The following is a 26,365-nucleotide window of genomic DNA, read 5'->3' on the forward strand; positions in this document are numbered from 1 at the left end:
GAAATATGAAAATAGGATTCATTGGACTCGGCAAAATGGGATTAAACATGGCGCTGAATGTAATGGATAAACAATGGGAAGTCGTTGGTTTTGATGCAAGCAGTCAGGCACGTGAGAAGGCAGAAGCAGAACATGTTCGAACGGTTAGGTCAATAGAGACGTTGTTGGATTCTTTAGATGAACAAAAAATCCTTTTCTTAAGCACACCAGCCGGAGAAATTACGAATTTACTTGTGACGGACTTGTTGAAAGCGCTTAATAGAGGCGACGTAATTATTGACAGCGGAAATTCTAATTTCCATGACAGTCTAAACAATTATCACGCGGGCAAAAAACAAGGCGTTCATTTTGTTGATTGTGGGACGTCTGGTGGAATGGAGGGTGCTCGTCACGGTGCGTGTTTAATGGTTGGTGGTGATGAAGAAGCGGTAAAAATTGTGGAACCTTTTTTTAAGGATTTAGCTTGTGAAGACGGGTATTTGTATTCTGGTAAAGCAGGTTCAGGGCATTATTTGAAGATGGTGCACAATGGAATCGAATACGCCATGATGCAGGCGATTGGTGAAGGCTTCCAACTGCTGGAGGCTTCGGAATATGCTTTTGATTTAGAAAAGGTCGCAAAGGTTTGGAACCATGGTTCTGTTATTGAAGCGAAGTTGATGGAATTAGCAGAGCGGTCATTTGCACAGGATCCTCATCTAGAAGAAATCAAAGGAGAAATAAATGCTAGCGGTGAAGCAAAATGGACTATAGAAGAAGCTTTACAGTTAGATATTCCAGTACCGACTATCGCATTATCCTTATTCGTTCGGAACCAAAGTAAAATTCCAGACAGCTTTTCCAATAAGGTCGTTGCTTCATTAAGACATGGTTTCGGTGGACACGCTGTCGTAAAGAGCATTTAAAGGGGTTTAGAAATGTCAAAATACAAAATTGCAATTGTCAACTCCAGTAGTTTCGGTCAAGTATTTCCAGAGCATATCCAACGTTTAGAAAAAATCGGACCGGTTAAACATTTTACGGTGGATGGTGAAATCAAGGGTCGAGAACTAGCAGAAACACTTCAGGGATACAACATTATTATTGCCAGTGTTACACCATTTTTTACACAAGAATTTTTTGATCATAAGGATGAACTTATTTTAATTACCCGACACGGAATAGGTTTTAATAATGTTGATATTGAAGCGGCTAAAAAGCACAATACACTTGTAACAATAATTCCGGCACTAGTAGAAAGAGATGCGGTAGCTGAGAATAATATCACTAATTTAATGGCGATTTTGCGACGAACGGTGGAAGCGCACCAACGGGTAACTGAGGATCACTGGGAAGATCGTGCTCAATTTGTTGGCCGGACACTATTTAATAAAACAGTGGGTGTCATTGGTGTCGGAAATACTGGCAGCTGTGTTGTGGAAATTCTACGAAATGGCTTCCGCTGTGAAGTACTGGCCTATGATCCATACAAATCAGAGCTGGATATTCAAAGTCATGGAGCCAAAAAAGTTGAATTGGAGGAACTTCTTCAGTCTTCAGCTATGATTTGCATATGTGCTAATTTAACAGAAAAAAATTATCACATGATTGGTGATAAGGAAATAGCACAAATGAAGGAACACGTGTATATATCGAACAGTGCCCGCGGTGCATTAGTGGATGAGCAAGCAATTGTAAAAGGCTTGGAGACGGGCAAGATTGCTGGTTTTGCAACGGATGTATTAGAAGAAGAACCTGGTCGCAAGGACCACCCGTACTTGGCATTTGACAATGTGGTAATGACACCGCATACATCTGCTTACACGATGGAATGTTTAGAGGAAATGGGCAAGAAATGTGTTCGTGATGTAGAGGATGTGACTAAAGGCCAGCTGCCGGAACGAGCAGTACAGCCGGTGAGCAGCTATATCAAGTAGACAGGGAGAAATTGACAATGCTAGAAGGTTTGAAGGTAAAGGTAGGACCGCAGTTTTATCAGTACTGTACAGCTGCTTTTGAAAGAATTCCTACCTTATTGCAAGAATATGCTGCCAAAAATGTATTGATTGTTCATGGGACTATTTCTTGGGAAAAGGCGCGACCCAGATTATCTTTTTTAGAGGATGAACGGTACCGCTTTACCTACCATCAATACACGGGAGAATGCAGCTACTACGGGGCAGATTTAATTGGTGAAGTGGTGAAAAAGGACAACATCGATTTTATTATTGGTGTTGGTGGAGGAAAACTGACCGATTTGGTTGGTTACTCAGCACATAAATTTAATGTGAATTTTGGGGTAATTCCTACGTTAGCCAGCAACTGTGCACCGTGGACACCGCTCTCAGTGATGTACAAGGAAAATGGAGAATCAGAAGGCAAGAGCGAACACTTTTTACGTCAGGCAGCCTTTCTGATTACAGAACCTGAATTAGTGATCGATTCGCCAGTTAATTATTTTATTGCTGGATTAGCTGATACCTTAGCTAAATGGTACGAATCAGAAACAATTCTGGCACAGGATCATTTGAAGAATGAACCATTTTTGCAAATGGCGGGTTATACGGCAAAGCTGTGCGAAGAAGCAATTACTAGAGATTCAGCCAAAGCCATTCAAGACATGAAGGATCAACGGTTATCAGATGAGTTTGTTCATTTATCGGAGATTGTTTTTGGGGTTGCCGGATTAGTTGGCGGCTTAGGAGATAAATATGCTAGAAATGCTGCGGCTCATGCGATGCATGATGGGATGAGCAAATACATTCCTGACTGTCATCGGTACTTGCATGGTGAAAAAGTTGCATATGGAATCTTTTTCCAGCTGGCTCTAGAAGGCAAATGGGCAACGATTGATCGCTTGATGCCGTTTTATCAGGAGCTGAACTTGCCAACTTCATTGCATCAAATGGGGATTTATCCAAAGGATGAGGCAGTAATTGATCAGTTAGTTGAATTCATTGATTCCAAGGAAAAGGTTCATTTGATTCCGATAACGATCACGGAAGAGAAATTAAAAGAAACGATTGAGATGTTAGAGCAATACTTAAATTAAACGAGCTTCAAAAGGAGGACATATGGAAACTTTAAGTGTAATGCAGAGTTTGTTAATCGCGTTATGGGTTGCGGCCGTTATGTCAAGATGGCTAGGAGGCGGGGCAACATTGACCCTGCGTTTCTCTCCATTAATGACAGGACTTTTTGTAGGGGTTGTCATGGGAAATGTTTCTCAGGCAATGATTGTTACGGCGGCACTTCAAATGATTTACATGGGGGTATTCTCACCTGGTGGATCAATGCCAGCAGAACCGTCAATTGCAGCAGCAATTGCCGTACCGGTGGCTTTATTAGGAAACTTGAAACCTGAAGCGGCGATTGCCGTAGCAGTACCAGTAGGACTTTTAGGTAGTTATCTTTATCAATTTAGATTCTTCATTAATACCTTCTTAGGAAAATACACAGATAAAGCAGTGGACGATTTGAACCCACGAGCAATTGCTCGTTCGATCATTACCTATCCAACCATTGCATCATTCTTGTTGTTTGTGCCATTAGTATTTGTGGCTCTATTCTTAGGTGCACCAGTTATTGCAGATGTCATTACTGCTCTGGAAGGAACCGTAGTTATCCATGTACTGGAAGTAGTCGGTGGCGGATTAGCCGCAATCGGGATTGCAACCACGGTTTATGTTATTGGTCGAAAAGATTACATGGTCTTCTTCTTCCTTGCGTACTTCATGAGTGTTGTCTTCAAATCATTGGAAATTACCATGGTTACTTACGCTGTCTTCGGCGTAATTATTGCCTTGATCTTTGTACAGTCACAAAAAGGAAAACTAGTACAAGCATCAGATAGTGGATCAAGCGCACCAGCTTCAATGGATGACGACGATGATGATTACGATGACGGATTTTAATCGATAAGGAGGGAAAAATAATGACAGAAGCAACTAAAACAAATAATCTGGCACCAGAAGAAATTACTAAAAAAGATGTAACCAAAGCGTATCTTCGCTGGCACTTTGCCAATGAAATTCCGCATTCCTTTGAACGTTATTTGGCACCATCACTGCTCTATGCTATGATGCCGATTTTAAGAAAATTATACAAAGATGATGAAACATTAAAAGCCGCTTACAAACGGCAATTACTATTCTTTAATACTCAGTTAAGCTGGGGTGGTGGAGTTATCACTGGCTTGATGTCCTCAATGGAACAACAGCGGGCGGAAGAAGAGTATGAACAAAAAGAAATTATGATGCAAGATGACCTAATGTACAATACTAAAGCTGGACTAATGGGTGCTCTGGCAGGTATTGGGGATGCGATTGACTCAGGAACTGTTCAATACATCTTTATTGCGATTGCTGTTCCTTGGGCTCAAGAGGGTAGTCCACTAGGTGCTTTATTCCCATTCGTTTGTTTCGCTCTATACCAAGTGATTCTAGGGGTATTCTTTGCACAGCAAGCCTTCTCAATGGGACGTAATGCAACTGGTTTAATGCAAAGCACAGGTGTCCAAACAGCGATTGAAACATTGTCCGTACTTGGGTTGTTTATGATGGGAATTCTGGCCGGCAACTATGTTAAAGTGGCATCAACCTTGAAATTCAGTCTGTCAGGTCGAGAATTCGTTGTGCAGGAAATACTAGATCAAATTGTTCCAGGAATCTTGCCTTTGGCAGTCGTGATGGGTGTCTACTGGTTCTATACTAAGAAAGGCTTGAAGGTTACCCAAGCACTGCTGTGGCTAACGGCTATTCTGATTGTATTAGCAGCTGTAGGAATTTTATAAAACTTAAAAGGAAGTGATCTGTAATGGGAGTAGTAAACTTAGCGCGTGTCGATGAGCGTTTGATTCATGGACAAGTAATGATGACCTTATCACAAAAAAGCGGAGTAAACTCAATCTTTGTGGTGGATGAAGTAGTAGCTAAAGATAAATTTATGCGGGATCTATACAAGAGTGCTGGAAGTCGTACTGGTCAAAAGACCATTGTTATCACACCAGAAAAAGCGAAATTTTATTGGGATGAGTATAGTTTCAAGGATTATAACTGCATTCTGATTACTAAAACGGTCAGCGTGATCTACGATTTGGTTAAGCATGGTTTACCGATGAAGGAATTGAATATTGGTGGGATTGCTCAAAAAGATCCAGACAAAGATTTGCTAGTAACAAAATCTGTTTATCTAAACAAAGAAGATGCAGCAAGACTGAAAGAGTTACATGACGATTATGGTGTAGAGGATATTTATTTCCAAGCAACACCATCGGCACCTAAATCATCATTGAAAGATGTATTGGGACAATTCGGTTTATAAAACTGTTGAAAATTACCATCACGCAGCATCCGGTGGTAATTTTCTTTTAAAGAAAGACCAAAATGTTGGGAAGTGAAGCCAGTGGAACAAAATGAGACCTTTAACGATTGGCTGTTTCGCTATCAATATGTATACCGTGTACGGCGTACGGCGAAGCAAAAACGTAGATTTATAACTGCATTGGTTACTGATATTGCAAAAATGCGGGAAGACATTCAGGTGATTGAATACAACCGTCATAAAAAATATGCTGCCAATAATATTTACGTTGGGGATATTAAGAAGGCCGATCAGATCATTTGTACCTATTATGATACACCGCCTCAGCATTTTGGTCCTTATTATTTATTTGACCGTAAAAAACAAAGCAAAGGCACCACAAGCTTTATTCTAGTCAGTGCTTTGTTAACATTGCTGGCAGGTTTGCTATTCACACTGGCTTATATGCAAGTTGCTCCAAGTGCTTTTGATCTTTCCTCACCGCTGACTATCCTCGTAGCGATTTGCTATGGAGCATATTTTATCTTTTTAAGTAAAATAGCCAAGGGATTGTCGAGTCGCCAGACGTTGATTCGTAATACGTCATCTATTTTAGCTATCTTACAGTTGATAAATAGTGTCAAAAACAAAAAGATAGCCTTTGCCTTTATTGATGAAGGTGCTTATGGTGAAGTGGGATTAAATGTCCTTCAGGATTCCTGCAAGGCATCAGCGAAAATTTATTCTCTGGATGCAGTCGGTGCTCATACGGAGCTGCAGGTTAAAGGAAAAGGATTCTCTAGTGAGCGGCTGCAGCAAGCAGAGGTTCATCAGCATCCGAGTATAGGAAATATCACTTACTTGTTCGGGGCTAATGTTAGTGAAACAACAGAAGGTACTCAGTATGTTTTGGATAAAACAGCGTTAAAGCAAAAGACGTTGAATATGGAAAATTTAACGAAGATTATCAAATTGTTCGAATAAAGAATAGGAGGCTTTTTACATGTTAGGTATCGTCATAGCAACACATGGCAAATTAAGTGATGGACTAAAGGATTCGGCAGAGGTCATCATTGGTGCTACTAACAACATCGCTACTGTGAATTTGAATCAGGGAGATGATGTTCAAGCATTAGGAACAAAAATCAAAGAAGCAATTAATGAAGTCAACCAGGGAGAGGGCGTTATTGTACTTGTCGATTTAGTAAGCGCGAGTCCTTATAATCAATCTGTTTTAACAGTAAACGACCTGGAATCAGAGTTACAGGAAGCTGTATACATTGTTGGGGGAGTAAACTTGCCAATGCTGTTGGAAACGATCAATCATCAAATCTTGGGAACCCCTGTGGAGCAAGCTGCTCAAGCAGTAATTAACCAAGGTACTGAAAGCTTAAGCATGTGGCATGTTTCTATGGTAGATGCATCAGACGATGACGATGAGGACGATTTTTAAGAAATGGGGGAAGGTCTATAATGAAGTGGGGATTTAGATGGTATGGTGAGAAAGGTGATTCCATTCCATTAAACAATGTACGTCAAATTCCAGGAATGAACGGGATTGTCGGTACTTTATTGAACAAACTGCCAGGAGATGTCTGGCAGGTTAATGAAATTCAAGAATTAAAGGAATCTATCGAGAAGGAAAATTTGGCGCTTTTAGGGATTGAAAGTGTTGCGATTCACGACGCCATCAAAGCCGGAACAGCTGAACGGGACCAGTACATCGATAATTATATCCAGACCATTAAGAATTTATCGGCCTGCGATGTTCATATGATTTGCTACAGCTTCAAACCAATCTTTGGCTGGGCCAAAACAACCTTGAACTATGAAAATGAGGATGGCAGTTATTCTTTGGTTTACGACCAGTCAGTCGTGGACAACATGGAACCAAGCGATATGTATAAGCTGATCCACAGCCAATCAAAAGGATTCAAGCTGCCTGGGTGGGAAGAAGAGCGGTTGAAAAAATTCAACAGCCTGATGGCCACTTATGATGGTGTAACAGAAGAAAAATTATTTGAAAATTTAGAATATTTTCTAACCCGTATCATTCCGGTATGTGAAGAAATGGATGTCAAAATGGCGATCCATCCGGATGATCCACCTTGGGAAATCTTTGATCTGCCTCGGATTACTAAAAATCTGGAGGATCTGAAGAAAATTTTGAGTATCGTTGATTCTCCTTATAACGGCATTACATTTTGCACAGGGTCCCTCGGGGCTGATCCAGCTAACGATCTAGTTGAGATGGTTCGTGAAATTGGTCACAGAATTAACTTTGTTCACTTCCGGAATGTTGGCTTCATGGGAGAACGCAAGTTTAAGGAAACAGCTCATTTAAGCACAGAGGGTTCTCTAGATATGTATGCTATTATGGAGGCCTTAGTTGATGCTGGTTTTGATGGACCAATCCGTCCGGACCATGGTCGAACAGTCTGGGGCGAGGTTGCAATGCCAGGTTACGGCTTGTATGACCGGGCAATGGGGATTACCTACTTGCAGGGTCTGCATGAAGCAGCAGTCAAGTCTAAGAAAGCAAACTAATTTTACGGGAAAGTGAGATAAATTATGTTAGCAAATATGAATCATCCGCTTTATCAACAGATGGCAGAAGTAAAATTGCTGCCGTTGTATACAGCAACAGATTTAAGCTGTCTGGGTCGATTAGAAGAAGTGCTGATAAAAAACGACGTTCGCTTTATCGAAGTTGCCTTTCGCAGCTACTTAGCAGCCGAAGCCATTAAGCAGCTAGCTGATTCAGGTGAACTGATTGTGGGAGCTGGTACGGTCAGATCCTTGGCAGAAGCCAAGCTGGCATTAGAAAATGGTGCGAAATTTGTTGTTTCACCAGCGATTGTTCCAGAGGTGATTGACTACTGTATCGAACGGGATGTACCAGTCTTTCCAGGGACGGCAACTCCTGGAGATATCCAGCGAGCAATGGAATTTGGCATCAAAGTTGTGAAATTCTTCCCGGCAGATATTTATGGCGGATTGAAGGCAATCAAAGCATTAAGTGGACCGTTTTATGACGTGAAGTTTTTACCAACGGGTGGAATTAACCAAGGAAACTTCATGGAGTATCTTGAAAATGATCATATCATTGGGGTCGGCGGCTCATTCATCATTTCTGAAGCTCTTTTGAAAAAAGATGATGGAAAAAGTGCAGATGAGAATTTACGCGAGTTGGTGGCGAAGATTAAAGGGTAACAATGGAACGAACTTGATCAATGGATCAAGTTCGTTTTTTTGAGAGGTCTTTCGGAATCCATTGCAATCTCGCAACAAAACCGTCAAAATGAAGAAAGAACTAAATACTGCTAGGAGGATTTAGATGGGGCAAAGTGAGTTGAAGATTGTCATCTTTGATATGGATGGGTTGTTGGTTGATACAGAAAGGGTTTATCGCGATGGTTGGGAATATGCAGCGAAGGATCATGGGGTTCAGCTGCCGGCTGAAATGTTTCAGGGCTGGGTAGGTAAGGGGTATCATGAGACCACTGAAGAGCTGGTGAGGTTGACCAATGATCGAGAACTAGTAATGGCGATTCGTAAAACTCGAGAAGAATATTTTTACCAGGAATTAGCTGAGGGAAGGGTTCCTCCTAAACCCTATGCTAAAGAGGCACTGCAAGCTGCGAAGAAAAACTATACAGTGGGTCTAGCAACTTCTACAATTGCCAAACGGGCGAGGGATGTAATGGCTGGTTTAGATTTTTTACAGTATATCGATTATCCAGTATTTGGTGATGATGTGGAACGGCTGAAGCCAGCACCTGACTTGTATTTGGAAGTGTTGCAGCGTGCCGGTTTTACAGCGGATGCTGGGATTGCCGTTGAAGATTCGATTCCTGGCAGCCAGGCAGCTGAGAATGCTGGATTGAAGGTCTTGATGGTTCCGGATTCGAATTTTGAGTTAGATGTTCAAGCAGTACCCGCTGGAGTCATTCAGCGAGGAAAGGATTTACAAATTGTTTTGGATTATTTGAAAAGGCATTGACAGAAGCGATTAGTAATTATAAGATACTAGGTAATTACTAATCTAATTTTAATATTAATGCATAGAAAAGAAGAGTACTAGTTGCAAGAGTTTTAGAGAGTCTCTGAGTGGTGAAAAGAGATATTCAAGCAGATAGGAAGATGGTCTTTTGGCATCAGTCACTGAGGGTTAGACCCTAGGTGCTGCGGGTTCGCCCGATATCGCGACTAGGCTATCGAAGGAATTTCCGTAGCTGAGAGGCTTGTTTATACAGGCGAAAAAAGGTGGTACCACGATCACAGGTTGTAATCGTCCTTGGTTTAGCATTTCGTATGCAAACCAGGGGCGTTTTTTTTATTTTGAAAAGGAGTGAATGGAATGGTTTTGAAGGAAAATTTGCCTGAAACGACAGTAGCTGTTTTAGGAGGAGGCGCTGCTGGAAAAGCAGTGGCAGCAGATTGTGTATTAGGTGGAAACAAGGTAAATATTTGTGATTTACCTAACTTTTTTGAAACAACACTAGCAACGGTCGAACGAACAGGAATTAACATAACCGGCAAGCAAAACAGCAAGTATGGTTTTAAACGTTCGGGTAATGCTCGCTTTGAAAAAATTACTGACAGTGTGGCTGAGTGTGTAAAAGGTTGTAAACTATTGATTGTGGCTGTTCCTTCAATTGCTCACGATGCCTTTTTTGAAGAGTTAGTGCCAGTGCTGGAGGATGGCATGATCATCCATATTATTCCTGATAACTTTGGTTCACTAAAATTGCGTAAAAAAATGCGGGAAGTGAATTGCACGAAGCAAGTAATTATTGGCGGCTGGTCCAGTGCTCCGTATGGTGCGCGAGTGGTAAAGGAAGGCGGAGTGATGACGTCGGAAATCGGCTTAATCTATCGAGCGATTACCTTGCGCGGTGCAAGTTTGCCTTCAACCGATCAGGAGAAATTTTTAGAAAGTACGAAGCAATTAGGCTGTTTTGATGCAATTACTGAAGGTGATGGACCCACTAGCGGAAAGACGGTTTTGGATGTGGGCTTTAGCAACGTAAATCCTGTTTTGCATTGTCCAGGAACTATTCTGGGTGTGGGTGTCATGGAAAATTGGGGTCGCGTGTTTGGCGGCAACGATAAATCTACCTATTCGATTTACTCGCATGCTTACTGTGAATCCATCTCTGAAGTACAATATGCCTTTTATTTGGAAGAAGTAGCGCTGGCTGAAGCAATCGGGGTTGATTTGCAGCGCTTCCCGAAAAAGAATTTCTTATCTCGTACCAGTATTTTAGGCCCTGAATATATGGGAGATGATTGCATCGTACCTTTCGATGAACAATACGAAATGGCGATTGGTACCGGACCTTTCAGTATTCAGGATCGTTATATCACTGAAGATATTCCAGTAGGCTGCCACATTTATCATGAGTTAGGTAAAAAGTTTGATGTGGAAACTAAAGTAATCGATAGCATGATTACCTTGGCTTCTGTTATGACCGGTCGAGATTTCTTAAAAGAAGGATTAACTTTGGATGATTTAGGGATTGGTCACTTAGAAAAAGACGCTCTGTTAACATACTTGGAAACTGGCAAGCTATAGGAGGGTGAAGGATGCATTGGAAAGGGACCTTGAATCAACAGTCTGAACTGCAAGGGGTTCATCGAGTACCGGCTGCGCCGTTCGCTGGTTATGCGATCGGAATCATTGCTGTGAATCTAAACTATCCTAAACTTCCGGGAAATGTAGCCAATGCAACAACATTTCCTTTTCCCGTTTTGTATGAGGTGGTTGAGTTTGAGATCGAAGAGCTGTTTGCAGGATCAGCTGAAATTAAGAAGCAAATCATTACCGCAGCTGAAAAATTAGCGCATCGTGGCGTACGAGCAATTGTTGGCGCTTGTGGTTATTTTGGGCATTTCCAACAAGTAGTAGCGGAGGCTGTAGATATTCCTGTTTTTATGTCTAGCATCAGTCAGGTACCTTTAATTAAGCTAGGATTGAAACCGCAGCAAAAGATTCTTACCTTAGTAGCTAGCGGGGAGGATGTAACAGCAGAGTTTTTTCAGAAATCTGGTGCTCAATTGGAGGATTGTCTAATTTGCGAGATCGGTTCTTTGTCAAGCTTTGCACCGATCCGCTGGGGTAAAACAGAGTTAAATAATCAACAGTTGACACTGGACTTGGTGGCAATAGTTCAGGAGAAGCTGGCTGAGTATCCTGAGATCGGTGCAATCTTACTGGAGTGTAGTGATCTGCCACCTTATGCGTGCGCGTTGCAGCAGGCAACTGGATTAGCAGTATTTGACTTTATTACTTTGATCCATTGGGTATACACTAGTGTGGTGCAACGACCATATCATGGGTATTTTTAATTTTTATCAAGAAAGCAAAAAGAAGATGCTCTAATTTAGGACGAAGAAACAGCGGATTGATCTGCTGTTTCTTCGTCCTAAATCTAGTTAAATTTAAAAGATATAAATTGAATAAGGTCTTCAGCATGACTAATAGGACAGTACCAAATAAGCTTGAGATTTAGCAACATACGCGAACATAATAATCCGCCATTTCTTTAGGTGACTCTACTGCACCTTTTCTTATCCAAGTACATAATAACCACCAAAAGCCACCCGCTGAAAATGCAATTGAATAATCGTAATAATCAGATTGTGCTAAGTCACTATGTTGATGGATTTTGTCGATGATTGGTAAATATTTTTCATATGCTTCCAGCACGAGATGTGCCAAATTATTCTGTATCAACAACTGGATAAACACGCGGTGATTTTGCCAAAAAGTAAAATAAGTCAAGACTGCCTCGTGGATTGTAAACACGGAAGAGTGTGAAAGCTGGTTCTGATATTGCTTGAAAAGTACTTCAATGTACTCAGCAAGTACTTCATCCTTTGAAGTAAAATTACGATAGAATGTTTTTCTCGCGATTTGGGCTGTAGTCACGATTTCGGTGATTGTGATTTTTGTGTAGGCTTTTTCGCCCATTAAATCAATCAGGGCTTGGGTTATCATTTGTTTCGATCTTGTAACTGAAGGATTAATTTTAGTCATCCTAGCTTCCTCCCATCATTCAAAAAATGACACATAATTCACTGCTCTGTGTAAGTTGTCACGAGAATATTGACGCAGTGAATCTACTGTAATTATAATGAATAGAACAAAAAGATACAAATGTGTCATTTATGGAGAGGAAGAGAGAAGATGTTTAAAGAGAAGAGTTTATCTACGCGTTATCCTGTTCTGTTTTCCGTAATTTTGGTATTGGTTGTTTTGGTGGTTACTTCTATTGATACGGATCAAAATGCATTAGGAGGGAAAGATTTTGCAGTATCTAGAATTGTTGTGATTCTTGGATTATTGCTGCTGATAAAGGATAAAGGCTTTTTCTCAGTTAATGACGGGAGAGGACAAGCGTTTTTTGCGACATTACTTTGGGGAAGTCCCTTAGTCCTTATCGGAGTAGGCTCCGCTCTATTAACGAATGGGGCATCATTCTCTGAACAAACCTTTCCAGCATTTTCTGATAGTGCAGTCTTTATGTTGAATATGTTTCTTGTAGGGGCGGTTGAAGAATTATTGTACCGAGGGGTCGTTTTTAATTGTTTGTATGAAACGTTTGAAGCAAAAAAAAGTGGTGTCTTTCGCTCTATTCTTTTGTCCGCATTGATTTTTGGATTCGTTCATTTAGTTAACTTGCCAACCTTTCCTCTCTTAAATGTCTTAATGCAAGTTATAAATGCGACTTGCTCGGAGGTATTATTTGCGACACTTTATTGGAAAAATCATAATCTAAGCGGTCTTATTTGTGTTCATACGTTAACGAATTTCTTTGCGCTGTTTCCGCAAGTATTATTTACAGATAATGCAACCTCTATTGTGACTGCTTCGCTATCAGTTGGTGAAGTGTGTATAACTTTATTAGTTGGAGCTGGAGTCCCTTTGATGGCCGCCTTTTTTCTTATTCGTAAAAAGCAAGTAATCCCAATTTGTTAACCTAAATGTATAATTCTGTTCGCTTTTATCAAAATCTTTAATTCTCATTAGAGCGCTACAGATTCGATCTTTCGGAGCTCTAATGAGAATAGTCTTTAGATAAACTGTTGAACAAATTCAAGAGGAAACATGGTACGTTTGGCAGTTTCTTCCGGAGATACTCCTTCAGCCAGCAAACGCTTGACCACGGATTCCATGCTTTCAGATACTTCTACAATATATTTATCCAAATCATAAATCCGCATGACTTTTTGTCCCCAAGGGTATTCTTTACTTTTATGCAGAAATTCGATTCCTTCCACCGCTGAAAGCTTTTCTTCCCAGGCCTGTAAATCTTCTACCTCAAAATACAGTTGGAAGTTATTGGGTTGAGGTTTCATTACCAAGTCTGTTCCAACTAAACCTGCATAATCCTCCTGCAAAGAGAAACCTCCTTCAAAAGTTACATGGGCGAAGATATCCATGACTACTTTTTGTTCCATCACGTTTTCATAAAAGTCTTTAGCCTTTGCCAGATCGGAAACGGCTAAGAGTGTTCCACCATAATTCATTGACATCACCTGTTCTATCCTTTCTTTTCTTCACTATAGCCTAAAATTTGGCGATTTGACTGTAAAAATCGGACATCTTTTTGCGATACTCTTCAGGAGTAAGGGCACAGGTGGTTTTAAAATCATGAATAAAATGGGGCAGATCGTAGTAGCCTGTTTGACGATAAATCATAGCTAAGCTGTTATAAGTATTTTCCAGCAAGGTAACTGCTCGATTCACTCGAACTAAACGAGAAAAAGACTTCACACTCATTCCTAGATGTTGGTTGGCTAAGCGGTTCAACTGGCGTTCGCTGTAGAAAGTCTGTTCAGCAAGCCGTTTGATTGATAGTGTACCTTGGCTTTTTAGGACAGCGGCAGCAGCAGTGGTTAAGGACTGCGGGCAATCATTTTGCATATTAATCAAAAGCAGCTGATCAATGGAAGCGATGAAATTAAAAAGATTGTCGCTAGTTTCCAGCAGCTGTTGAATCAATTGATGCAACTGAGGCTGGACAAAGGAAAAAGGCAGCTGTCGGTCCGCTAATTCTTTTTGGGGAATTCCTGTGAATTGGTACAAACCTGCTGGCTGAAATTCAACGATAAACACTAAATCAAAGGTTCGAGCGCGATCGCCGACAGTGACAGGTTGGGTAGCCGGTCCTAATAAAACGGCATCGATGCCCCTTTGATCGCAGCCAAAAACCAGCGTGGAGCAGCCATGAGGAATTACGGTGTAATCCTCTGATAGCATTTCCTCGCTGGGAAAGGTAAGGGTGTAATTAGAAATAAATTTTTTTAAAGCTGGATGAGGCTGGAGGTAAATAAAATCTATCCCGCGGCTAATAATCCGATGCAGCGCAGGATAGGCTGCCAGAGAATTTTTCGTGAGCATCGCAATCCCCTTTTTAATCTAGGTTGTCCTGCCTTGAATCAGCTTCACGGGCAGGGAATACTGCTGTTCCAGCATTTTTTCTGGATTGTTAATCCGCTGAATCAGCAAATCGACCAGCAAATCAGCAAAATCAGAAATCGGCTGAGCAATTGTTGATAACTGTGGGAAATAATTTTGGACAAATTTGGTTCCATCATAGCCGATCAGCTTCATGTCTTCTGGAATTGAAATCTGCATTTCTTGACAAATGTTGTAAACCAGAATAGCGGTTAAATCATCCGTACAAAAGAGGCTGTCCAGGTCTTCCTTTTCCAAAATTCGTTTAATCTCTAGCGTCTTCAAAGCCATCGAGCTGGCTCGGGAATCAATCGCAAAAATACGTGAATCTAATTTTTTTTTCTGCAGGAACTGTTCATACCCTTCTAATCGTCCATTAGTGGGCGAGCTGGATTTCAGACTTCCGGTCAGAATGCCAATTTTACGGCAGCCGCGCAGATACAAATTCTCGGTTGCTAGATAACCGCCGCGGAAGTTGTCGCTGCCGATAATCGGAATACTTTCCGATAGGTAACGGTCAAAGGAGACAATCGGCAGGCCGATGTTTTCATACTCCTTAATTCCCAAGTTATGGGCACCAGCGATGATACCATCTACCCGATTGGCTGCCAGCATATTAATGTAAGCTCGTTCCTTTTCTTTGTTGTTAGCACTATTGCAAAGAATTGTTTTGTAGCCTTGCTCGAACAATGTGGTTTCCAGTTTATCCACTAATTCACCAAAAAATGGGTTCGAAACCGTTGGGAAAATGACCCCAATCAGCTGGGTATTTTTTCCTTGCAAAGAACGGGCAAGAGAATTGGGCTGATAGTTCAATTCCTCCATAGCTGCCTGAACCTTATCAATGGTCTTTTGACTTAATGACCCGTAATTATTGATGACACGGGAAACAGTCGTGGGAGAAACGCCTGCTTTTTTAGCAACATCGGTTAACTTGATTGCCATCGCTTGCACTCCTTAGTCGTTTTTCATGCTGCGCAAACGCCAGAAATCACCAGCATAGGAACCAGCTGCTCCTTCAATCACTACGCCATCTTCTCCTTCACCAGGAAAGATGCGAGCTGTTGCAACCTGTTGCCCTCCGTTGATAAATAATTCGCAAACAGATTGGTCAACGAAGAGCTGCAGAGTAAGCGGCTGATTTTTTTCGATGGAAACAGAACGCGTAGTTCCGTATTCTTGGGCAAAAGGACTGCCGGCGTTTGTGCGATCCATCTTAATCATACCATTTTTTGTATCAAAATCGATAACTAATGAGTGATTCAGCTCTTGGTCAGCAAACAAATGAAGCTTCCCTTGACTACCGGCAGTAAATTTCAAAATTACTTCATAACAATTGTTGGTTGCTTGCATTAAAACAGCAGGCTGCGAAGTCAGTTCTCCTGCAAGTGCTGTTTGTTCTTGACGCAGTTCAGCTTGTTCTTTAATCGGTGTTTGGCATAAATGACCATTCTTTAGCTTTAGTTCTTTAACAATGCTCAAACAATGTGCCCAGCCTTCATGGTCGCTAGGATAAGCAGTCTCGGGCATGCCAACCCAGCTGACGGCTAAAGCTCGGCCATCAGGAGCATTAAACGCTTGGGTCGCATAGACATCAAAACCTTCATCCAGATTTTTCAGTGCCTTTGGCTGGGTGAGAGTCAACGTTTCAGGATCAAAGGTTTCAGCAACAATATAGGTATTCGGGTAGATATTTTGGTAATCCAGTACTTCTTTGTCTAAGCCTTGAGGGCAGAAAAGAAGTACTGGTGTTTCTTCAATAAATACTAAATTAGGACATTCCACCATAAAGCCCATCGATTGATCGGTAAAGTGCAGTTCACCCTTAAATTCAAGCTTTTCCAAGGTGTCTCCAGCATAAGCCAGTACTTTTCCTTTAAGCTGGTCGGTCTGTGCACCGATCAACAGCCAGTATTGCTCTTGATACTTGAATACCTGCGGGTCGCGAAACTCATGAGTATAGCCTTTTGGCGGAGCAGAAATAAATGGTTTATCCTGTTTAGTGATTTCGCCTTGCTTGTTCATTGCGGCCAGCATTTGATAAGACTTTCTTTGCCAATCCTGATCACGTACATTTCCCGTATAGGCAAGTATCAGTTCATCGTCTATTACAATCCCTGAACCTGAATAAACACCATGACTGTCATAGGTCATATCAGGTAAAAGAGCGAATCCTTCTGGCTGCCAATCAACCAGATTATCAGACGAAACATGGTACCAGGATTTTACTCCATGCACCGGTCCCATTGGATATATCTGGTAAAAGAGATGCCATTGTCCATTGAAATAGGAAAAGCCATTAGGATCATTTAGAAGACCGCTCTCGGCTTGAATATGATAATTCTGGCGCCACTTAGAGTGGTTCACCGTTTCAGTCAACAGCTTCTGATACTGTTTGTCCCATTGCCAATAAGGCTGATAGCGCAGCGCATCGGTCCAGTTTTTTATTAATTCCATTTGTAAATTCCCCTTTTTAGAAAACGTATTCCTTCGCTAATAAGATACTGCATCGGAACACTTTTGTCAAACGTATATCATTTCTGGTACACGCGTAACTCTATTAAATAAAGGGATTTAAGATTTAATAAAAATATTTTTGATAAACGTTTGACAATTCGGGAAAATCTTTGTATGATAGGTATGAAAAAAGCGATTACATGGGAAGGAGCTTATTTATGAATCATCAAAAGGTAGCACAAGAGGTAAACAAAGCAGTCGGAGAGGGGAATATTCAAGCCGCTGCTCACTGTGCCACACGTTTACGTTTAGTCTTAAAAGATCCCAGCAAGGTTGACCATGCTGCTTTGGATAATAACGAGGATGTTAAAGGAACCTTTGAAGCCAACGGACAATTCCAAATCATTATTGGACCGGGAGACGTGAATAAAGTTTATGCAGAATTGGTTAAATTAACCAATGTAAAGGAAGCGTCTACAGAGGATTTGAAAGCTGTAGCAGCTGAAGGGAAAAAGACGAACCCGGTGATGGCCTTCATCAAGGTATTATCTGATATTTTTGTTCCAATTGTTCCGGCTTTAGTTGCTGGCGGTTTGTTAATGGCTATCAACAATGTCTTAACCTCACCTAATTTATTTGGCCCTCAATCAGTGGTTGAAATGTTTCCTAATATTAAGGATGTTGCCAGCATTATTAATCTGCTGTCTTCTGCACCTTTTGCCTTCTTGCCAATCCTAGTTGGTTTCTCAGCCACGAAACGCTTTGGCGGAAATGGTTATCTCGGAGCCGCTATGGGGATGGTCATGGTTATGCCTGACCTGATCAATGGTTACGGTGTCGCAAATGCGATTGCAGAAGGTACGATGCCTTATTGGAATATATTTGGTTTAGAGGTTGCTCAAGCAGGTTATCAAGGATCAGTGTTGCCAGTACTGGCAGTTTCTTGGATTTTAGCTACGCTGGAAAAATTCTTCCACAAGAAAATCTCAGCGGCCTTTGATTATACTTTTACACCGATGTTAGCTATTATTATTACCGGATTTTTGACTTTTATTATCGTGGGACCAGTGATGCGGACCGTTTCTGATGGCTTAACGGATGGCTTAGTTTGGTTATACAATACAACTGGAGCACTTGGCTTAGGAATCTTTGGCTTGTTCTATTCACCAATTGTTATTACTGGGTTGCACCAAAGCTTCCCTGCGATTGAAACGACCTTGCTGGCAGATGTTGCTCGTACGGGCGGATCATTTATTTTTCCGGTTGCCTCAATGGCCAACATTGCGCAAGGTGCAGCAACCTTAGCCATCTTTGTTTTAACAAAGAATGAAAAACAAAAGAGCTTGGCTTCTTCAGCAAGTATTTCTGCTTTACTAGGGATTACTGAACCGGCTATCTTCGGGATTAACTTGAAGCTGAAGTTCCCGTTCATTTGTGCCATGATTGCTTCTGGAGTTGCCAGTGTATCTTTAGGTATTTTCCATGTATTATCTGTCGCAATGGGACCAGCCAGCGTGATCGGGTTTATCTCTATTGCACCTAAATCGATTCCGTTCTTTATGATCGGGGTAGTTATCAGCTTTGTTCTGGGCTTTACTTTAACCTTCATTTATGGGAAAAACAAAATGGATGTTCCAGTAACTGAAACAGCAGATGGGGAAGCAGCTGTCGCAATTAATGAAAATCCTGATCAGGCAGTAATCCTCCAAGATGAAGTACTTGCTACTGCTGTTGCTGGAAAAGTTGTTCCTTTAAAAGAGGTCAATGATCCCGTGTTTTCAACGGAAATGATGGGTAAAGGAAGCGCAGTTATTCCAGAAGATAACCAAGTATTTGCACCCGCAGATGGCGTATTGACCGTAATGTATGATTCTATGCATGCTTATGGCATCCAATCAGATAATGGAGCAGAAATTCTAATTCACATTGGAATTGATACGGTAAATCTAGCAGGCAAGTTCTTTACCACCAACAAAAAACGTGGTGAACGAGTAACAAAGGGCGAACTTTTGGGAACCTTTGATCGCGCAGCAATTAAAGAAGCTGGCTACGACGATACAGTTATGCTTCTAGTAACCAACACGGCAGCTTACGGAGAAGTGGCTGTTTTAGACAAGACTCAGGTTTCTGCTGGTGATGATTTAGTAGCAGTGAGCGTAGCGTATGACTAATACATGGTGGCAAGAAGCAGTCATTTATCAGATTTATCCTCGCAGTTTTCAGGACAGCAACAACGATGGAATTGGCGATCTGAATGGTATCACCCAACGGCTAGATTATCTAGCCCTTTTGGGTGTCGATGCTCTGTGGTTGAGCCCTGTTTATCGTTCGCCTAATGACGATAATGGGTATGATATTAGTGACTATGAAGCCATCGGTCCGGAATATGGCACGATGGAGGATATGGATCGGCTGATTGAAGAAGCTGGAAAGCGTAACATTAAAATTGTGATGGACTTGGTGGTGAATCATACCTCAGATGAACACCCTTGGTTTCAAGAGGCGCTAAAAGGACCAGACAATCCTTACTATGATTTTTATGTCTGGCGTAAAGGCGTTGATGGCGGCCCACCCAATGATTTACAGTCGAACTTCACCAGCTCAGCATGGACCTATGTACCTCATTTGGACGAATACTATTTGCATCTTCACTCGAAAAAACAGCCGGATTTGAATTGGGAAAACCCCAAGATGAAGCAGGCGATTTGGGACATGATGAACTATTGGTTGGCTAAAGGGATTGGTGGATTTCGTTTAGATGTAATTGACTTAATTGGGAAAGAGCCGGATCGCGGTATTACTAAAAATGGACCCAAGCTGCACGAGCTATTGCAGGAAATGAATCAGAAGACCTTTGGTAAATACGATGTATTGACTGTTGGCGAAACCTGGGGAGCAACTCCTGAAATTGCAGAGCTGTATTCGGGACCTGAACGCAATGAATTGTCGATGGTCTTTCAATTTGAGCATATCAATCTAGATAAACAGACTGGCAAACGTAAATGGGATTTGAAGAAATTGAACCCTCATGAGCTGCATGAAGTCTTCTCTAAGTGGCAAATTCAGCTAGATCAAAAAGGTTGGAATTCGCTGTTTTGGAACAATCATGATTTGCCACGAATTATTTCTCGCTGGGGAGATGACTCACCGGAATTTCGGGAATTAAGCGGCAAAATGCTGGCGATCTATCTTCATTTTATGAAGGGAACGCCTTACATTTACCAAGGAGAAGAAATTGGGATGATCAACTACCCGATTCAGTCGATTGATGAGGTGGATGATATTGAAAGCATTCGAACCTATAATCACCGAGTGGCAGAAGGTTACTCAGTAGAAGACGTGATTACTTCTATTAATGCTAAGGGACGGGACAATGCTCGTCACCCTATGCAATGGAATCAGCAGACAAATGCTGGATTTAGCGAAGCTAAACCTTGGTTGCCGGTTCATTCGAATTATTTGACGATTAATGTTGAAGCAGCTTTGGCTGACAAAGACTCTCTTTTCTATACGTACCAAAAACTGATTCAGCTAAGAAAACAACACAGGGTTATTGTGACTGGTGGCTATGAGACTGTTGCTACCGATAATCCTGAGGTATTGGCTTACCGACGTTTCGATGACAGTGAGGAGATATTGGTCGTCGTTAATTTCTCTAAGGAAACTCAAAGCTATAGTTTAGAGGGTCAGGACTGGCTAGTTGCTGAAGAACTAATTCATAACTATCCTGAACGCTCTCAGCAATGGACTCAATTAAAGCCTTACGAAGCATTTGCTGTGAAACGCCATAAATAAAAAATTCCCTTGCAGCTGTTCAATAGCGGCAAGGGAATCTTTGGTTTAATACTTTTTCCAGTGGAAAAGCAGTGTCGCAAAATCTTCCTTAATTCGAGGAATAGTAATCCCGGCGTGGTTTAATTCAGCACCAGAGATTTGTTGACCAGTTGTCAGATCTTCATAAATGGCTGAATCCTCAAGGTAATGAAGCTTCAAATAATTTACAGGTACAGCTGGTCGTGCTAGTCCGTTAAAGTAGACAACTGCCGCTTCTTCTTCGTTGACAATCAACCAGGCTGTCGCAAAGAACTCGTTAGCTGGCTGCAGGCGGTAGAAGCGGCCAAACTGGAATAGGGAGCGATGCTCTTTATAAAAAGCAATTTGCTGAGTAATTTCTTCCTGTTCACTTGCTGGCAAAGCGGTTAAATCCAGCTCATAGCCAAAGTTTCCACTCATAGCGATTAGAGCGCGAGTCTGCAAATTTGTCGTTCTGCCCACCTGATGATTCGGCACAGGTGAGACATGTGCCCCCATCATAATCGGGGGATACAAATAGCTGTAGCCATACTGAATTTGACTGCGGCAAAGGGCATCTGTGTTATCACTGGTCCAAGTTTGAGGCATGTAATGCATCATGCCTGGATCAAAACGTCCGCCGCCGCTGGAGCAGTTTTCAAATAGGCAGTCGGGATACTTACTAGTAATTACTTCCAAGACCCGATAGAGACCTAATACGTAGCGATGGGGAATTTCCTTTTGCTGATTCGCTGGAAAGGCCAGGCTTCCAACCTCAGTCAGATGGCGGTTCATATCCCATTTAATGTAGTCAATTTTACTAGTAGATAAATAGCTGCTTAACATCTCGATTAGGAAATCTTGAACAGCTGTCTGGCTTAAATCCAAGACATATTGACGGCGCCCTTCAGTCAAGGGATAATTTGGAACTTGCAGAGCCCAGTCAGGATGCGCTTCAAATAGTTGACTGTTTCTTGAAATCATTTCCGGTTCGAACCATAGGCCAAATTTCAATCCCTTTTGATGGATTTTGTCAGCCAATCCAGCAATTCCTTGAGGTAACTTTTCTAGGTTTTCGAACCAATCACCCAAAGAAGAGGCATCATCATTGCGCTGAGCAAACCAGCCATCGTCTAGGACAAACAGCTCAATCCCAGTTTCCTTGGCTAAATCCGCTTGCTTTAGTAAATCTGCTTCATGAAAATCGAAGTAATTTGCCTCCCAAGTATTTAGTAAAATAGGGCGTTCCTGCTTTTGCCAAGCTGCCGGAACTAAGTACTGCTGATAAAGCTGGTGAAAGGTTTGCGACAGGCCATTAAAACCAGTTGTTGAATAGTTCATCACTACTTCCGGAGTTTGGAAGCTGCGGGTCGGAGCTAAACACCATTCAAAAGTTTCAGGCTGAATGCCTAATTGAACCCGACTGGAGCCATATTGCTCAACCTCAACCTGCGCTGCAAAATTTCCACTGTAGATGAAATGAAAGGCGTAAACGTCTCCTTGAAATTCATCTGTACTCGGATCTGCCAAGGCCAAAAAGGGCTGGTGCTGAGGACTGCTGGTTCCTCGGGAGCTTTCAATTTTTTGAATGCCAGAGTGCAAGGGCTGGCGCGAAAGGTTGGCTTCGTTTGTATGTGCGCCATTTAGAGTAATCAAGTCGAAATTTGTAGTGGGTAAATCAACCATCATAGAACCGGCGTTTTCTAAAAATACCGTTTCTGTTCCCAAATTATTGAAACGCACACTGCGACTGATAATAGGCTGATTTTCATAAAGAGAATAAAGCAGCACCATCTCTAGTTCTTGAACAGCATCATATAAGGTGATTTCCAGCGTAGTCACCTGTTCTCCTCGTAAGCTAGGTAAACCAGGCAACTCCGGTTTGCCAGAAGAAATTTTATGGTCGCGATAAAAGAAATTGGTTATATTAGAACCGTTGCCAGAACGAATTTGATAGTTGCTGATGCGATGATCCCCGGTCCCTTGTGTGCTTGTTTCCAGAGGCAATGCATTTAGTGAAAAGGTGCGATCGTTTTCGTCAGGATTAGTCGCAAAACCGCGATCAATCTGTTGCAAAGCAGTGCTGCCAGCATAAAAAGGCAGGGCTCTGCCATAGTAGCGATGTGTAAGATATTGCTCCTTTTCAATTCCTATAACGTAGCTTATCTGAGAGTTGGTTAGATGAAAGAATTGTTTTTTAAAATCGTATAAAATGGGCATGAAATCTGCTCCCTTCTTCTGTATACTGTAAGAATAAGCAATGGATCGGTTGCAAACAAGAAGAAATAATTGTAAGTATGAGGTAAAAAATTGCAAAACTATTTTTCGCATAACTATTATTATTTGGAGCATTATTCGTTGCCTTATTTAAAGGGAATCGGCTATGGGCATGCCAGTAAAAACTATTATTGGGACAGCCGAAAACGAAAAGACAATCTTATCGTTCTGCAATATACATTAGCAGGGACAGGAGTTTTTGAGACCTCTGATCAGAAGATTCAGCAACACGCAGGCAGCTTTTTTTTGGCTGAAGTGCCAGGAGACTGCCGTTATTATGGACAAGAGGATTGGCAGTTTGTATTTTTCGAGTTTTCTAAAGAGATTATTCCCTGGTTTTATCCAGTGGATCAAAGCCATCATAAGGGTTCAGAGTGTTTTCAGCAGCACATGTTGACTCTAGTAGAAGAATTGAGAAAACTTCCTGAACTGGATTTCTTTGCAAATACCCAGGCAGCGTATCAATTGATTGTAGCGCTGAAAAAGGAATTGCTGACGAAGAAAACCGAGGAGTATCCGCTAGCTGAGAAAATAAAAACTTATTTAGAACAACATTACCAGGAAGCCATTGGTCTAACCGATATCGAAGAAGTCTTTCAGTTGTCTAAATACAAAAGTATTCGATTGTTTGAGCAGGCCTTTGACAGCTCACCGATGGCCTATCTAAAAAGATATCGGGTGGTGCGGTCTTTGCCTTTGTTAATCGAGGGGCAGCGTACGGTTGATGAAATTGCTCAACAGGTGGGCTTTTCTAATGGGAACTATTTTGCGAAAGTGTTTAAGATGGAACTGGGAATGACACCTAGCGACTATCAGAAAAATAAACAATTATTTACAGATACAGCAATTAATCAAAAATGAGGAGTGACAACATGGTATACGGAGCAATTGAAGCAGGCGGAACAAAATTTGTTTGTGCCATTGGTGACAATGAGTTAAATATCACAAAACGGGCGAGCTTTCCAACCACCACACCCGAGGAAACGATGAAGCTGGTGATTGATTTCTTCAAGGAGTATCAGACTGAATTAGAAAGTATTGGGATTGGCTCTTTCGGTCCGATTGATATTCACCGGGATTCACCAACTTATGGCTACATTACTTCTACACCGAAACTAGCTTGGCAGAATTTTGATTTTGTTGGAACCTTGAAAAAGGAATTTGATATTCCAATGGCTTGGACAACGGACGTTAATGCGGCATGCTATGGCGAGTACATTGCTGGTGAGGGCCAAGGCTTTTCCAGTGTTGTTTATTATACTGTTGGAACGGGTGTTGGCGGTGGCGCTTTGCAGGATGGTGTCTTTGTGGAAGGGTTTAGTCATCCAGAAATGGGCCATATGCTGGTACGTAACCATCCAGACGATTCCTTTGAAGGCAATTGTCCTTTCCACAAAACCTGTCTAGAAGGCATGGCGGCAGGACCAGCAATGGAAAAACGTGCAGGTAAAAAAGGTCAGGAATTAGCGGCAGATGACCCGAACTGGGATATCGAAGCTTATTATTTGGCACAATGTGCTTACAATACGACCTTGATGTTGTCACCAGACAAGATTATTTTAGGCGGCGGTATTATGAAGCAGAAACAATTATTGCCTAAGATCTACCAAGCCTTTGAAGAGCTGATGAAGGGTTATGTAAAAACACCAAAACTGGAGGACTATATCGTTACACCAGAATTAGGAGATAATGCAGGGACTGTTGGTTGCTTGGCGTTGGCTAGGGATAGTAAATTGCATTCATAGCATAAATCGTCAGACATTGCTTAAAAATGAAGGGGAGCTGCCGAATGGACAAACAGCAAGTTATTCAAGACGAGCAAGACGTGGTCTTCAAGGATTTCACCCATGAGTTAGGTTTTAATATTGCACAGCGAATTGTTGAAAAGGTAAAGGAACGACAGTTAAAAAGTGTTGGTGTCCGTATTCTTTTGGATGAGCTGCTGATTTTCCAATACTTAATGGATGGAAAGACCGAAGACAAGTGGCTAAAACGCAAAGAAAAGACGGTTTTAGACAGCGGGCATTCTTCGTTGTATGTCTTTTTTCATCAGGATGAGTATAGTGATTGGCTTGAAGATAATCATTATGCAGTTTGTGGTGGTGGTTTTCCAATTATTATTAATGGTGAAGTACGTGGGGTAATTGGTGTCTCGGGATTGAAGCATGATGAAGATCATGAACTGCTGACGGAGACGGTTCGGGAATTTATTTAATCAAAAAAAAGTGCAAGAAACTGGTGAACCAGTCTCTTGCACTTTTTAGTAGCATTTTGAACAGGGGGTCAGACCGCGTGCCTGAGCTTCCTCCGCTTTGCGTTGAGCTTCTGTTTGTTCAGCAGCAATGCGTTCTTCTTCGGCCTTTTTTACCGCCTCCGCTTGTTCAGCAGCGATCCGTTCTTCTTCCGCTTTTTTTGCGTCAGCTTTGGCTTTTTCTTCTGCTGCTTTTGCCGCCTCAGCCTTGTTTTTTTCCTCCTCGGCCTGCTTTTTCTTTGCCGTCTCTGACTCTTTTGATTCCTTAGTTTCTGCTTGTTTTTCCTTTTTGTAGGAATTAACTGATTTCTCCAAGGATGAAACGGTTTTTGTTAGTTCCTTGTTTTCTTTTTCCAGCGACTCTATCGTTTGCGACTGCTGGGTAATTGTTTCCTCACTGTTGCCAGAACCGCAGCCTGTGAGAGTCAACCCCAATGATAAAACCAACCCAAGCTTTAGTAACTTTTTCATTTTCTCCCTCTTTTCCAAATGTATTTAATAGAAGATAATTGTCGTTATCCCTCCTGTTCTTATAGATTATTAATCCCCAGATGTGTTCTTATTAAAATAATACTATATATTTTAATTATATAATAGGTTATAAGTGATTGATAATGACTAATTAATCCAATGACAGCTAAATCTGAATTAGATAGTTAATAATAGTTTTGGACATTTCTTGTCAAAAAGCCTGGAGACTTATCTAAGGATGATCCAAATTGAGATATCGAAGCTTATTATTTAGCTCAATGTACGTATAACATGACCTTAATGCTCTCTACGAATGAAATCATTTTCGGCGGTGGAATCATAAAAAAAACACCAAAACTGGAAGACTATAT

The 26,365-nt window shown here is 41.5% G+C and carries 26 protein-coding genes and 1 other annotated feature; of the genes, 19 read left to right on the plus strand and 7 right to left on the minus strand.

Annotated elements, in window-relative coordinates:
* Positions 1 to 5 precede the first annotated feature (5 nt).
* The 13 genes from gnd to IGI49_RS18280 all read left to right on the plus strand — a co-directional run bounded on the left by gnd (position 6) and on the right by IGI49_RS18280 (position 11,631).
* Complete coding sequence (gene gnd / locus IGI49_RS18220; protein ID WP_429962854.1) at positions 6 to 905, plus strand: phosphogluconate dehydrogenase (NAD(+)-dependent, decarboxylating); 900 nt, start codon at positions 6 to 8, stop codon at positions 903 to 905.
* 12 nt (positions 906 to 917) lie between these two features.
* Positions 918 to 1,916, plus strand: coding sequence for a D-isomer specific 2-hydroxyacid dehydrogenase family protein (locus tag IGI49_RS18225; RefSeq protein WP_429962855.1), 999 nt, complete (start codon positions 918 to 920; stop codon positions 1,914 to 1,916).
* Positions 1,917 to 1,933: 17 nt separating this feature from the next.
* The gene (locus IGI49_RS18230) at positions 1,934 to 3,031 is read left to right on the plus strand and encodes an iron-containing alcohol dehydrogenase family protein (RefSeq protein ID WP_429962856.1); all 1,098 of its coding nucleotides are present in this window, start codon (positions 1,934 to 1,936) and stop codon (positions 3,029 to 3,031) included.
* Positions 3,032 to 3,053: 22 nt separating this feature from the next.
* Positions 3,054 to 3,893: a PTS mannose/fructose/sorbose/N-acetylgalactosamine transporter subunit IIC gene (locus IGI49_RS18235; RefSeq protein WP_429962857.1), complete on the plus strand. Its 840-nt coding sequence runs from the start codon at positions 3,054 to 3,056 to the stop codon at positions 3,891 to 3,893.
* Between the two features lie 20 nt (positions 3,894 to 3,913).
* Complete coding sequence (locus tag IGI49_RS18240; RefSeq protein ID WP_207704619.1) at positions 3,914 to 4,771, plus strand: PTS system mannose/fructose/sorbose family transporter subunit IID; 858 nt, start codon at positions 3,914 to 3,916, stop codon at positions 4,769 to 4,771.
* A 23-nt stretch (positions 4,772 to 4,794) separates the two neighbouring features.
* Entirely contained in the window at positions 4,795 to 5,301 is a 507-nt protein-coding gene (locus tag IGI49_RS18245; protein WP_429962858.1) for a PTS system mannose/fructose/N-acetylgalactosamine-transporter subunit IIB, read from the plus strand.
* Between the two features lie 81 nt (positions 5,302 to 5,382).
* Positions 5,383 to 6,264, plus strand: coding sequence for a hypothetical protein (locus IGI49_RS18250; protein WP_429962859.1), 882 nt, complete (start codon positions 5,383 to 5,385; stop codon positions 6,262 to 6,264).
* A 19-nt stretch (positions 6,265 to 6,283) separates the two neighbouring features.
* Positions 6,284 to 6,733: a PTS sugar transporter subunit IIA gene (locus IGI49_RS18255; protein ID WP_429962860.1), complete on the plus strand. Its 450-nt coding sequence runs from the start codon at positions 6,284 to 6,286 to the stop codon at positions 6,731 to 6,733.
* A gap of 20 nt (positions 6,734 to 6,753) precedes the next feature.
* Positions 6,754 to 7,827, plus strand: a complete 1,074-nt coding sequence (gene uxuA / locus IGI49_RS18260) for a mannonate dehydratase (RefSeq protein ID WP_429962861.1) — start codon at positions 6,754 to 6,756, stop codon at positions 7,825 to 7,827.
* 24 nt (positions 7,828 to 7,851) lie between these two features.
* Entirely contained in the window at positions 7,852 to 8,493 is a 642-nt protein-coding gene (locus IGI49_RS18265; protein WP_429962862.1) for a bifunctional 4-hydroxy-2-oxoglutarate aldolase/2-dehydro-3-deoxy-phosphogluconate aldolase, read from the plus strand.
* 124 nt (positions 8,494 to 8,617) lie between these two features.
* Entirely contained in the window at positions 8,618 to 9,283 is a 666-nt protein-coding gene (locus IGI49_RS18270) for an HAD family hydrolase (protein ID WP_429962863.1), read from the plus strand.
* A gap of 53 nt (positions 9,284 to 9,336) precedes the next feature.
* Positions 9,337 to 9,582: a binding site (T-box leader), on the plus strand.
* 58 nt (positions 9,583 to 9,640) lie between these two features.
* On the plus strand, positions 9,641 to 10,858 hold the full coding sequence (locus IGI49_RS18275; RefSeq protein WP_429962864.1) for an NAD/NADP octopine/nopaline dehydrogenase family protein: 1,218 nt from the start codon (positions 9,641 to 9,643) through the stop codon (positions 10,856 to 10,858).
* 11 nt (positions 10,859 to 10,869) lie between these two features.
* Complete coding sequence (locus IGI49_RS18280; RefSeq protein WP_429962865.1) at positions 10,870 to 11,631, plus strand: aspartate/glutamate racemase family protein; 762 nt, start codon at positions 10,870 to 10,872, stop codon at positions 11,629 to 11,631.
* 160 nt (positions 11,632 to 11,791) lie between these two features.
* On the opposite strand, the gene IGI49_RS18285 is transcribed toward IGI49_RS18280, so the two are convergent.
* Complete coding sequence (locus IGI49_RS18285; protein ID WP_429962866.1) at positions 11,792 to 12,322, minus strand: TetR/AcrR family transcriptional regulator; 531 nt, start codon at positions 12,320 to 12,322, stop codon at positions 11,792 to 11,794.
* Positions 12,323 to 12,472: 150 nt separating this feature from the next.
* Between IGI49_RS18285 and IGI49_RS18290 the strand changes: the two genes are divergently transcribed.
* Entirely contained in the window at positions 12,473 to 13,264 is a 792-nt protein-coding gene (locus IGI49_RS18290) for a CPBP family intramembrane glutamic endopeptidase (RefSeq protein ID WP_429962867.1), read from the plus strand.
* Between the two features lie 95 nt (positions 13,265 to 13,359).
* Here IGI49_RS18290 and IGI49_RS18295 read toward each other — a convergent pair whose 3' ends face one another.
* From IGI49_RS18295 to IGI49_RS18310, 4 genes are read right to left on the minus strand one after another with little or no spacing between them, the layout of a single operon-like run.
* Positions 13,360 to 13,815, minus strand: a complete 456-nt coding sequence (locus IGI49_RS18295; protein WP_207701526.1) for a VOC family protein — start codon at positions 13,813 to 13,815, stop codon at positions 13,360 to 13,362.
* Between the two features lie 40 nt (positions 13,816 to 13,855).
* Positions 13,856 to 14,689, minus strand: a complete 834-nt coding sequence (locus tag IGI49_RS18300) for a helix-turn-helix domain-containing protein (RefSeq protein ID WP_429962868.1) — start codon at positions 14,687 to 14,689, stop codon at positions 13,856 to 13,858.
* An 18-nt stretch (positions 14,690 to 14,707) separates the two neighbouring features.
* Positions 14,708 to 15,691 (minus strand): LacI family DNA-binding transcriptional regulator, encoded by a 984-nt coding sequence (locus IGI49_RS18305; RefSeq protein WP_429962869.1) that lies wholly within the window; start codon positions 15,689 to 15,691, stop codon positions 14,708 to 14,710.
* Between the two features lie 12 nt (positions 15,692 to 15,703).
* Positions 15,704 to 17,203, minus strand: coding sequence for a sucrose-6-phosphate hydrolase (locus IGI49_RS18310; protein WP_429962870.1), 1,500 nt, complete (start codon positions 17,201 to 17,203; stop codon positions 15,704 to 15,706).
* A 218-nt stretch (positions 17,204 to 17,421) separates the two neighbouring features.
* Between IGI49_RS18310 and IGI49_RS18315 the strand changes: the two genes are divergently transcribed.
* Positions 17,422 to 19,374, plus strand: a complete 1,953-nt coding sequence (locus tag IGI49_RS18315) for a sucrose-specific PTS transporter subunit IIBC (protein ID WP_429962871.1) — start codon at positions 17,422 to 17,424, stop codon at positions 19,372 to 19,374.
* Positions 19,367 to 20,998 (plus strand): glycoside hydrolase family 13 protein, encoded by a 1,632-nt coding sequence (locus IGI49_RS18320; RefSeq protein ID WP_429962872.1) that lies wholly within the window; start codon positions 19,367 to 19,369, stop codon positions 20,996 to 20,998. Before IGI49_RS18315 ends, IGI49_RS18320 begins: the two co-directional genes overlap by 8 nt.
* 45 nt (positions 20,999 to 21,043) lie before the next feature.
* Here IGI49_RS18320 and IGI49_RS18325 read toward each other — a convergent pair whose 3' ends face one another.
* A complete protein-coding gene (locus IGI49_RS18325) occupies positions 21,044 to 23,215 on the minus strand; it encodes an alpha-galactosidase (RefSeq protein ID WP_429962873.1) in 2,172 nt (723 codons plus the stop codon).
* A gap of 90 nt (positions 23,216 to 23,305) precedes the next feature.
* Here IGI49_RS18325 and IGI49_RS18330 point away from each other — a divergent pair, with 90 nt between their 5' ends.
* From IGI49_RS18330 to IGI49_RS18340, 3 genes are read left to right on the plus strand one after another with little or no spacing between them, the layout of a single operon-like run.
* Positions 23,306 to 24,133: an AraC family transcriptional regulator gene (locus IGI49_RS18330; protein ID WP_429962874.1), complete on the plus strand. Its 828-nt coding sequence runs from the start codon at positions 23,306 to 23,308 to the stop codon at positions 24,131 to 24,133.
* Between the two features lie 11 nt (positions 24,134 to 24,144).
* Entirely contained in the window at positions 24,145 to 25,017 is an 873-nt protein-coding gene (locus IGI49_RS18335) for an ROK family protein (RefSeq protein WP_429962875.1), read from the plus strand.
* A 44-nt stretch (positions 25,018 to 25,061) separates the two neighbouring features.
* Positions 25,062 to 25,487, plus strand: coding sequence for a heme-binding protein (locus IGI49_RS18340; protein WP_429962876.1), 426 nt, complete (start codon positions 25,062 to 25,064; stop codon positions 25,485 to 25,487).
* Between the two features lie 45 nt (positions 25,488 to 25,532).
* On the opposite strand, the gene IGI49_RS18345 is transcribed toward IGI49_RS18340, so the two are convergent.
* Positions 25,533 to 25,994 carry a hypothetical protein gene (locus tag IGI49_RS18345; protein WP_429962877.1) on the minus strand — a complete coding sequence of 154 codons (462 nt, stop codon included), beginning with the start codon at positions 25,992 to 25,994 and terminating at the stop codon, positions 25,533 to 25,535.
* Positions 25,995 to 26,365 lie beyond the last annotated feature (371 nt).

It is taken from the genome of Enterococcus sp. AZ071 (assembly GCF_050499065.1).
GTDB classification, from domain to species: Bacteria; Bacillota; Bacilli; order Lactobacillales; family Enterococcaceae; genus Enterococcus_A; species Enterococcus_A ferrettii.

Bases quoted from the DNA above. Each gene is read 5' to 3' on its own strand.
- gnd (WP_429962854.1), top strand. From the start codon at position 6: ATGAAAATAGGATTCATTGGACTCGGCAAAATGGGATTAAACATGGCG.
- IGI49_RS18225 (WP_429962855.1), top strand. From the start codon at position 918: ATGTCAAAATACAAAATTGCAATTGTCAACTCCAGTAGTTTCGGTCAA.
- IGI49_RS18230 (WP_429962856.1), top strand. From the start codon at position 1,934: ATGCTAGAAGGTTTGAAGGTAAAGGTAGGACCGCAGTTTTATCAGTAC.
- IGI49_RS18235 (WP_429962857.1), top strand. From the start codon at position 3,054: ATGGAAACTTTAAGTGTAATGCAGAGTTTGTTAATCGCGTTATGGGTT.
- IGI49_RS18240 (WP_207704619.1), top strand. From the start codon at position 3,914: ATGACAGAAGCAACTAAAACAAATAATCTGGCACCAGAAGAAATTACT.
- IGI49_RS18245 (WP_429962858.1), top strand. From the start codon at position 4,795: ATGGGAGTAGTAAACTTAGCGCGTGTCGATGAGCGTTTGATTCATGGA.
- IGI49_RS18255 (WP_429962860.1), top strand. From the start codon at position 6,284: ATGTTAGGTATCGTCATAGCAACACATGGCAAATTAAGTGATGGACTA.
- uxuA (WP_429962861.1), top strand. From the start codon at position 6,754: ATGAAGTGGGGATTTAGATGGTATGGTGAGAAAGGTGATTCCATTCCA.
- IGI49_RS18265 (WP_429962862.1), top strand. From the start codon at position 7,852: ATGTTAGCAAATATGAATCATCCGCTTTATCAACAGATGGCAGAAGTA.
- IGI49_RS18270 (WP_429962863.1), top strand. From the start codon at position 8,618: ATGGGGCAAAGTGAGTTGAAGATTGTCATCTTTGATATGGATGGGTTG.
- IGI49_RS18275 (WP_429962864.1), top strand. From the start codon at position 9,641: ATGGTTTTGAAGGAAAATTTGCCTGAAACGACAGTAGCTGTTTTAGGA.
- IGI49_RS18280 (WP_429962865.1), top strand. From the start codon at position 10,870: ATGCATTGGAAAGGGACCTTGAATCAACAGTCTGAACTGCAAGGGGTT.
- IGI49_RS18285 (WP_429962866.1), bottom strand. From the start codon at position 12,322: ATGACTAAAATTAATCCTTCAGTTACAAGATCGAAACAAATGATAACC.
- IGI49_RS18290 (WP_429962867.1), top strand. From the start codon at position 12,473: ATGTTTAAAGAGAAGAGTTTATCTACGCGTTATCCTGTTCTGTTTTCC.
- IGI49_RS18295 (WP_207701526.1), bottom strand. From the start codon at position 13,815: ATGAATTATGGTGGAACACTCTTAGCCGTTTCCGATCTGGCAAAGGCT.
- IGI49_RS18300 (WP_429962868.1), bottom strand. From the start codon at position 14,689: ATGCTCACGAAAAATTCTCTGGCAGCCTATCCTGCGCTGCATCGGATT.
- IGI49_RS18305 (WP_429962869.1), bottom strand. From the start codon at position 15,691: ATGGCAATCAAGTTAACCGATGTTGCTAAAAAAGCAGGCGTTTCTCCC.
- IGI49_RS18310 (WP_429962870.1), bottom strand. From the start codon at position 17,203: ATGGAATTAATAAAAAACTGGACCGATGCGCTGCGCTATCAGCCTTAT.
- IGI49_RS18315 (WP_429962871.1), top strand. From the start codon at position 17,422: ATGAATCATCAAAAGGTAGCACAAGAGGTAAACAAAGCAGTCGGAGAG.
- IGI49_RS18320 (WP_429962872.1), top strand. From the start codon at position 19,367: ATGACTAATACATGGTGGCAAGAAGCAGTCATTTATCAGATTTATCCT.
- IGI49_RS18325 (WP_429962873.1), bottom strand. From the start codon at position 23,215: ATGCCCATTTTATACGATTTTAAAAAACAATTCTTTCATCTAACCAAC.
- IGI49_RS18335 (WP_429962875.1), top strand. From the start codon at position 24,145: ATGGTATACGGAGCAATTGAAGCAGGCGGAACAAAATTTGTTTGTGCC.
- IGI49_RS18340 (WP_429962876.1), top strand. From the start codon at position 25,062: ATGGACAAACAGCAAGTTATTCAAGACGAGCAAGACGTGGTCTTCAAG.
- IGI49_RS18345 (WP_429962877.1), bottom strand. From the start codon at position 25,994: ATGAAAAAGTTACTAAAGCTTGGGTTGGTTTTATCATTGGGGTTGACT.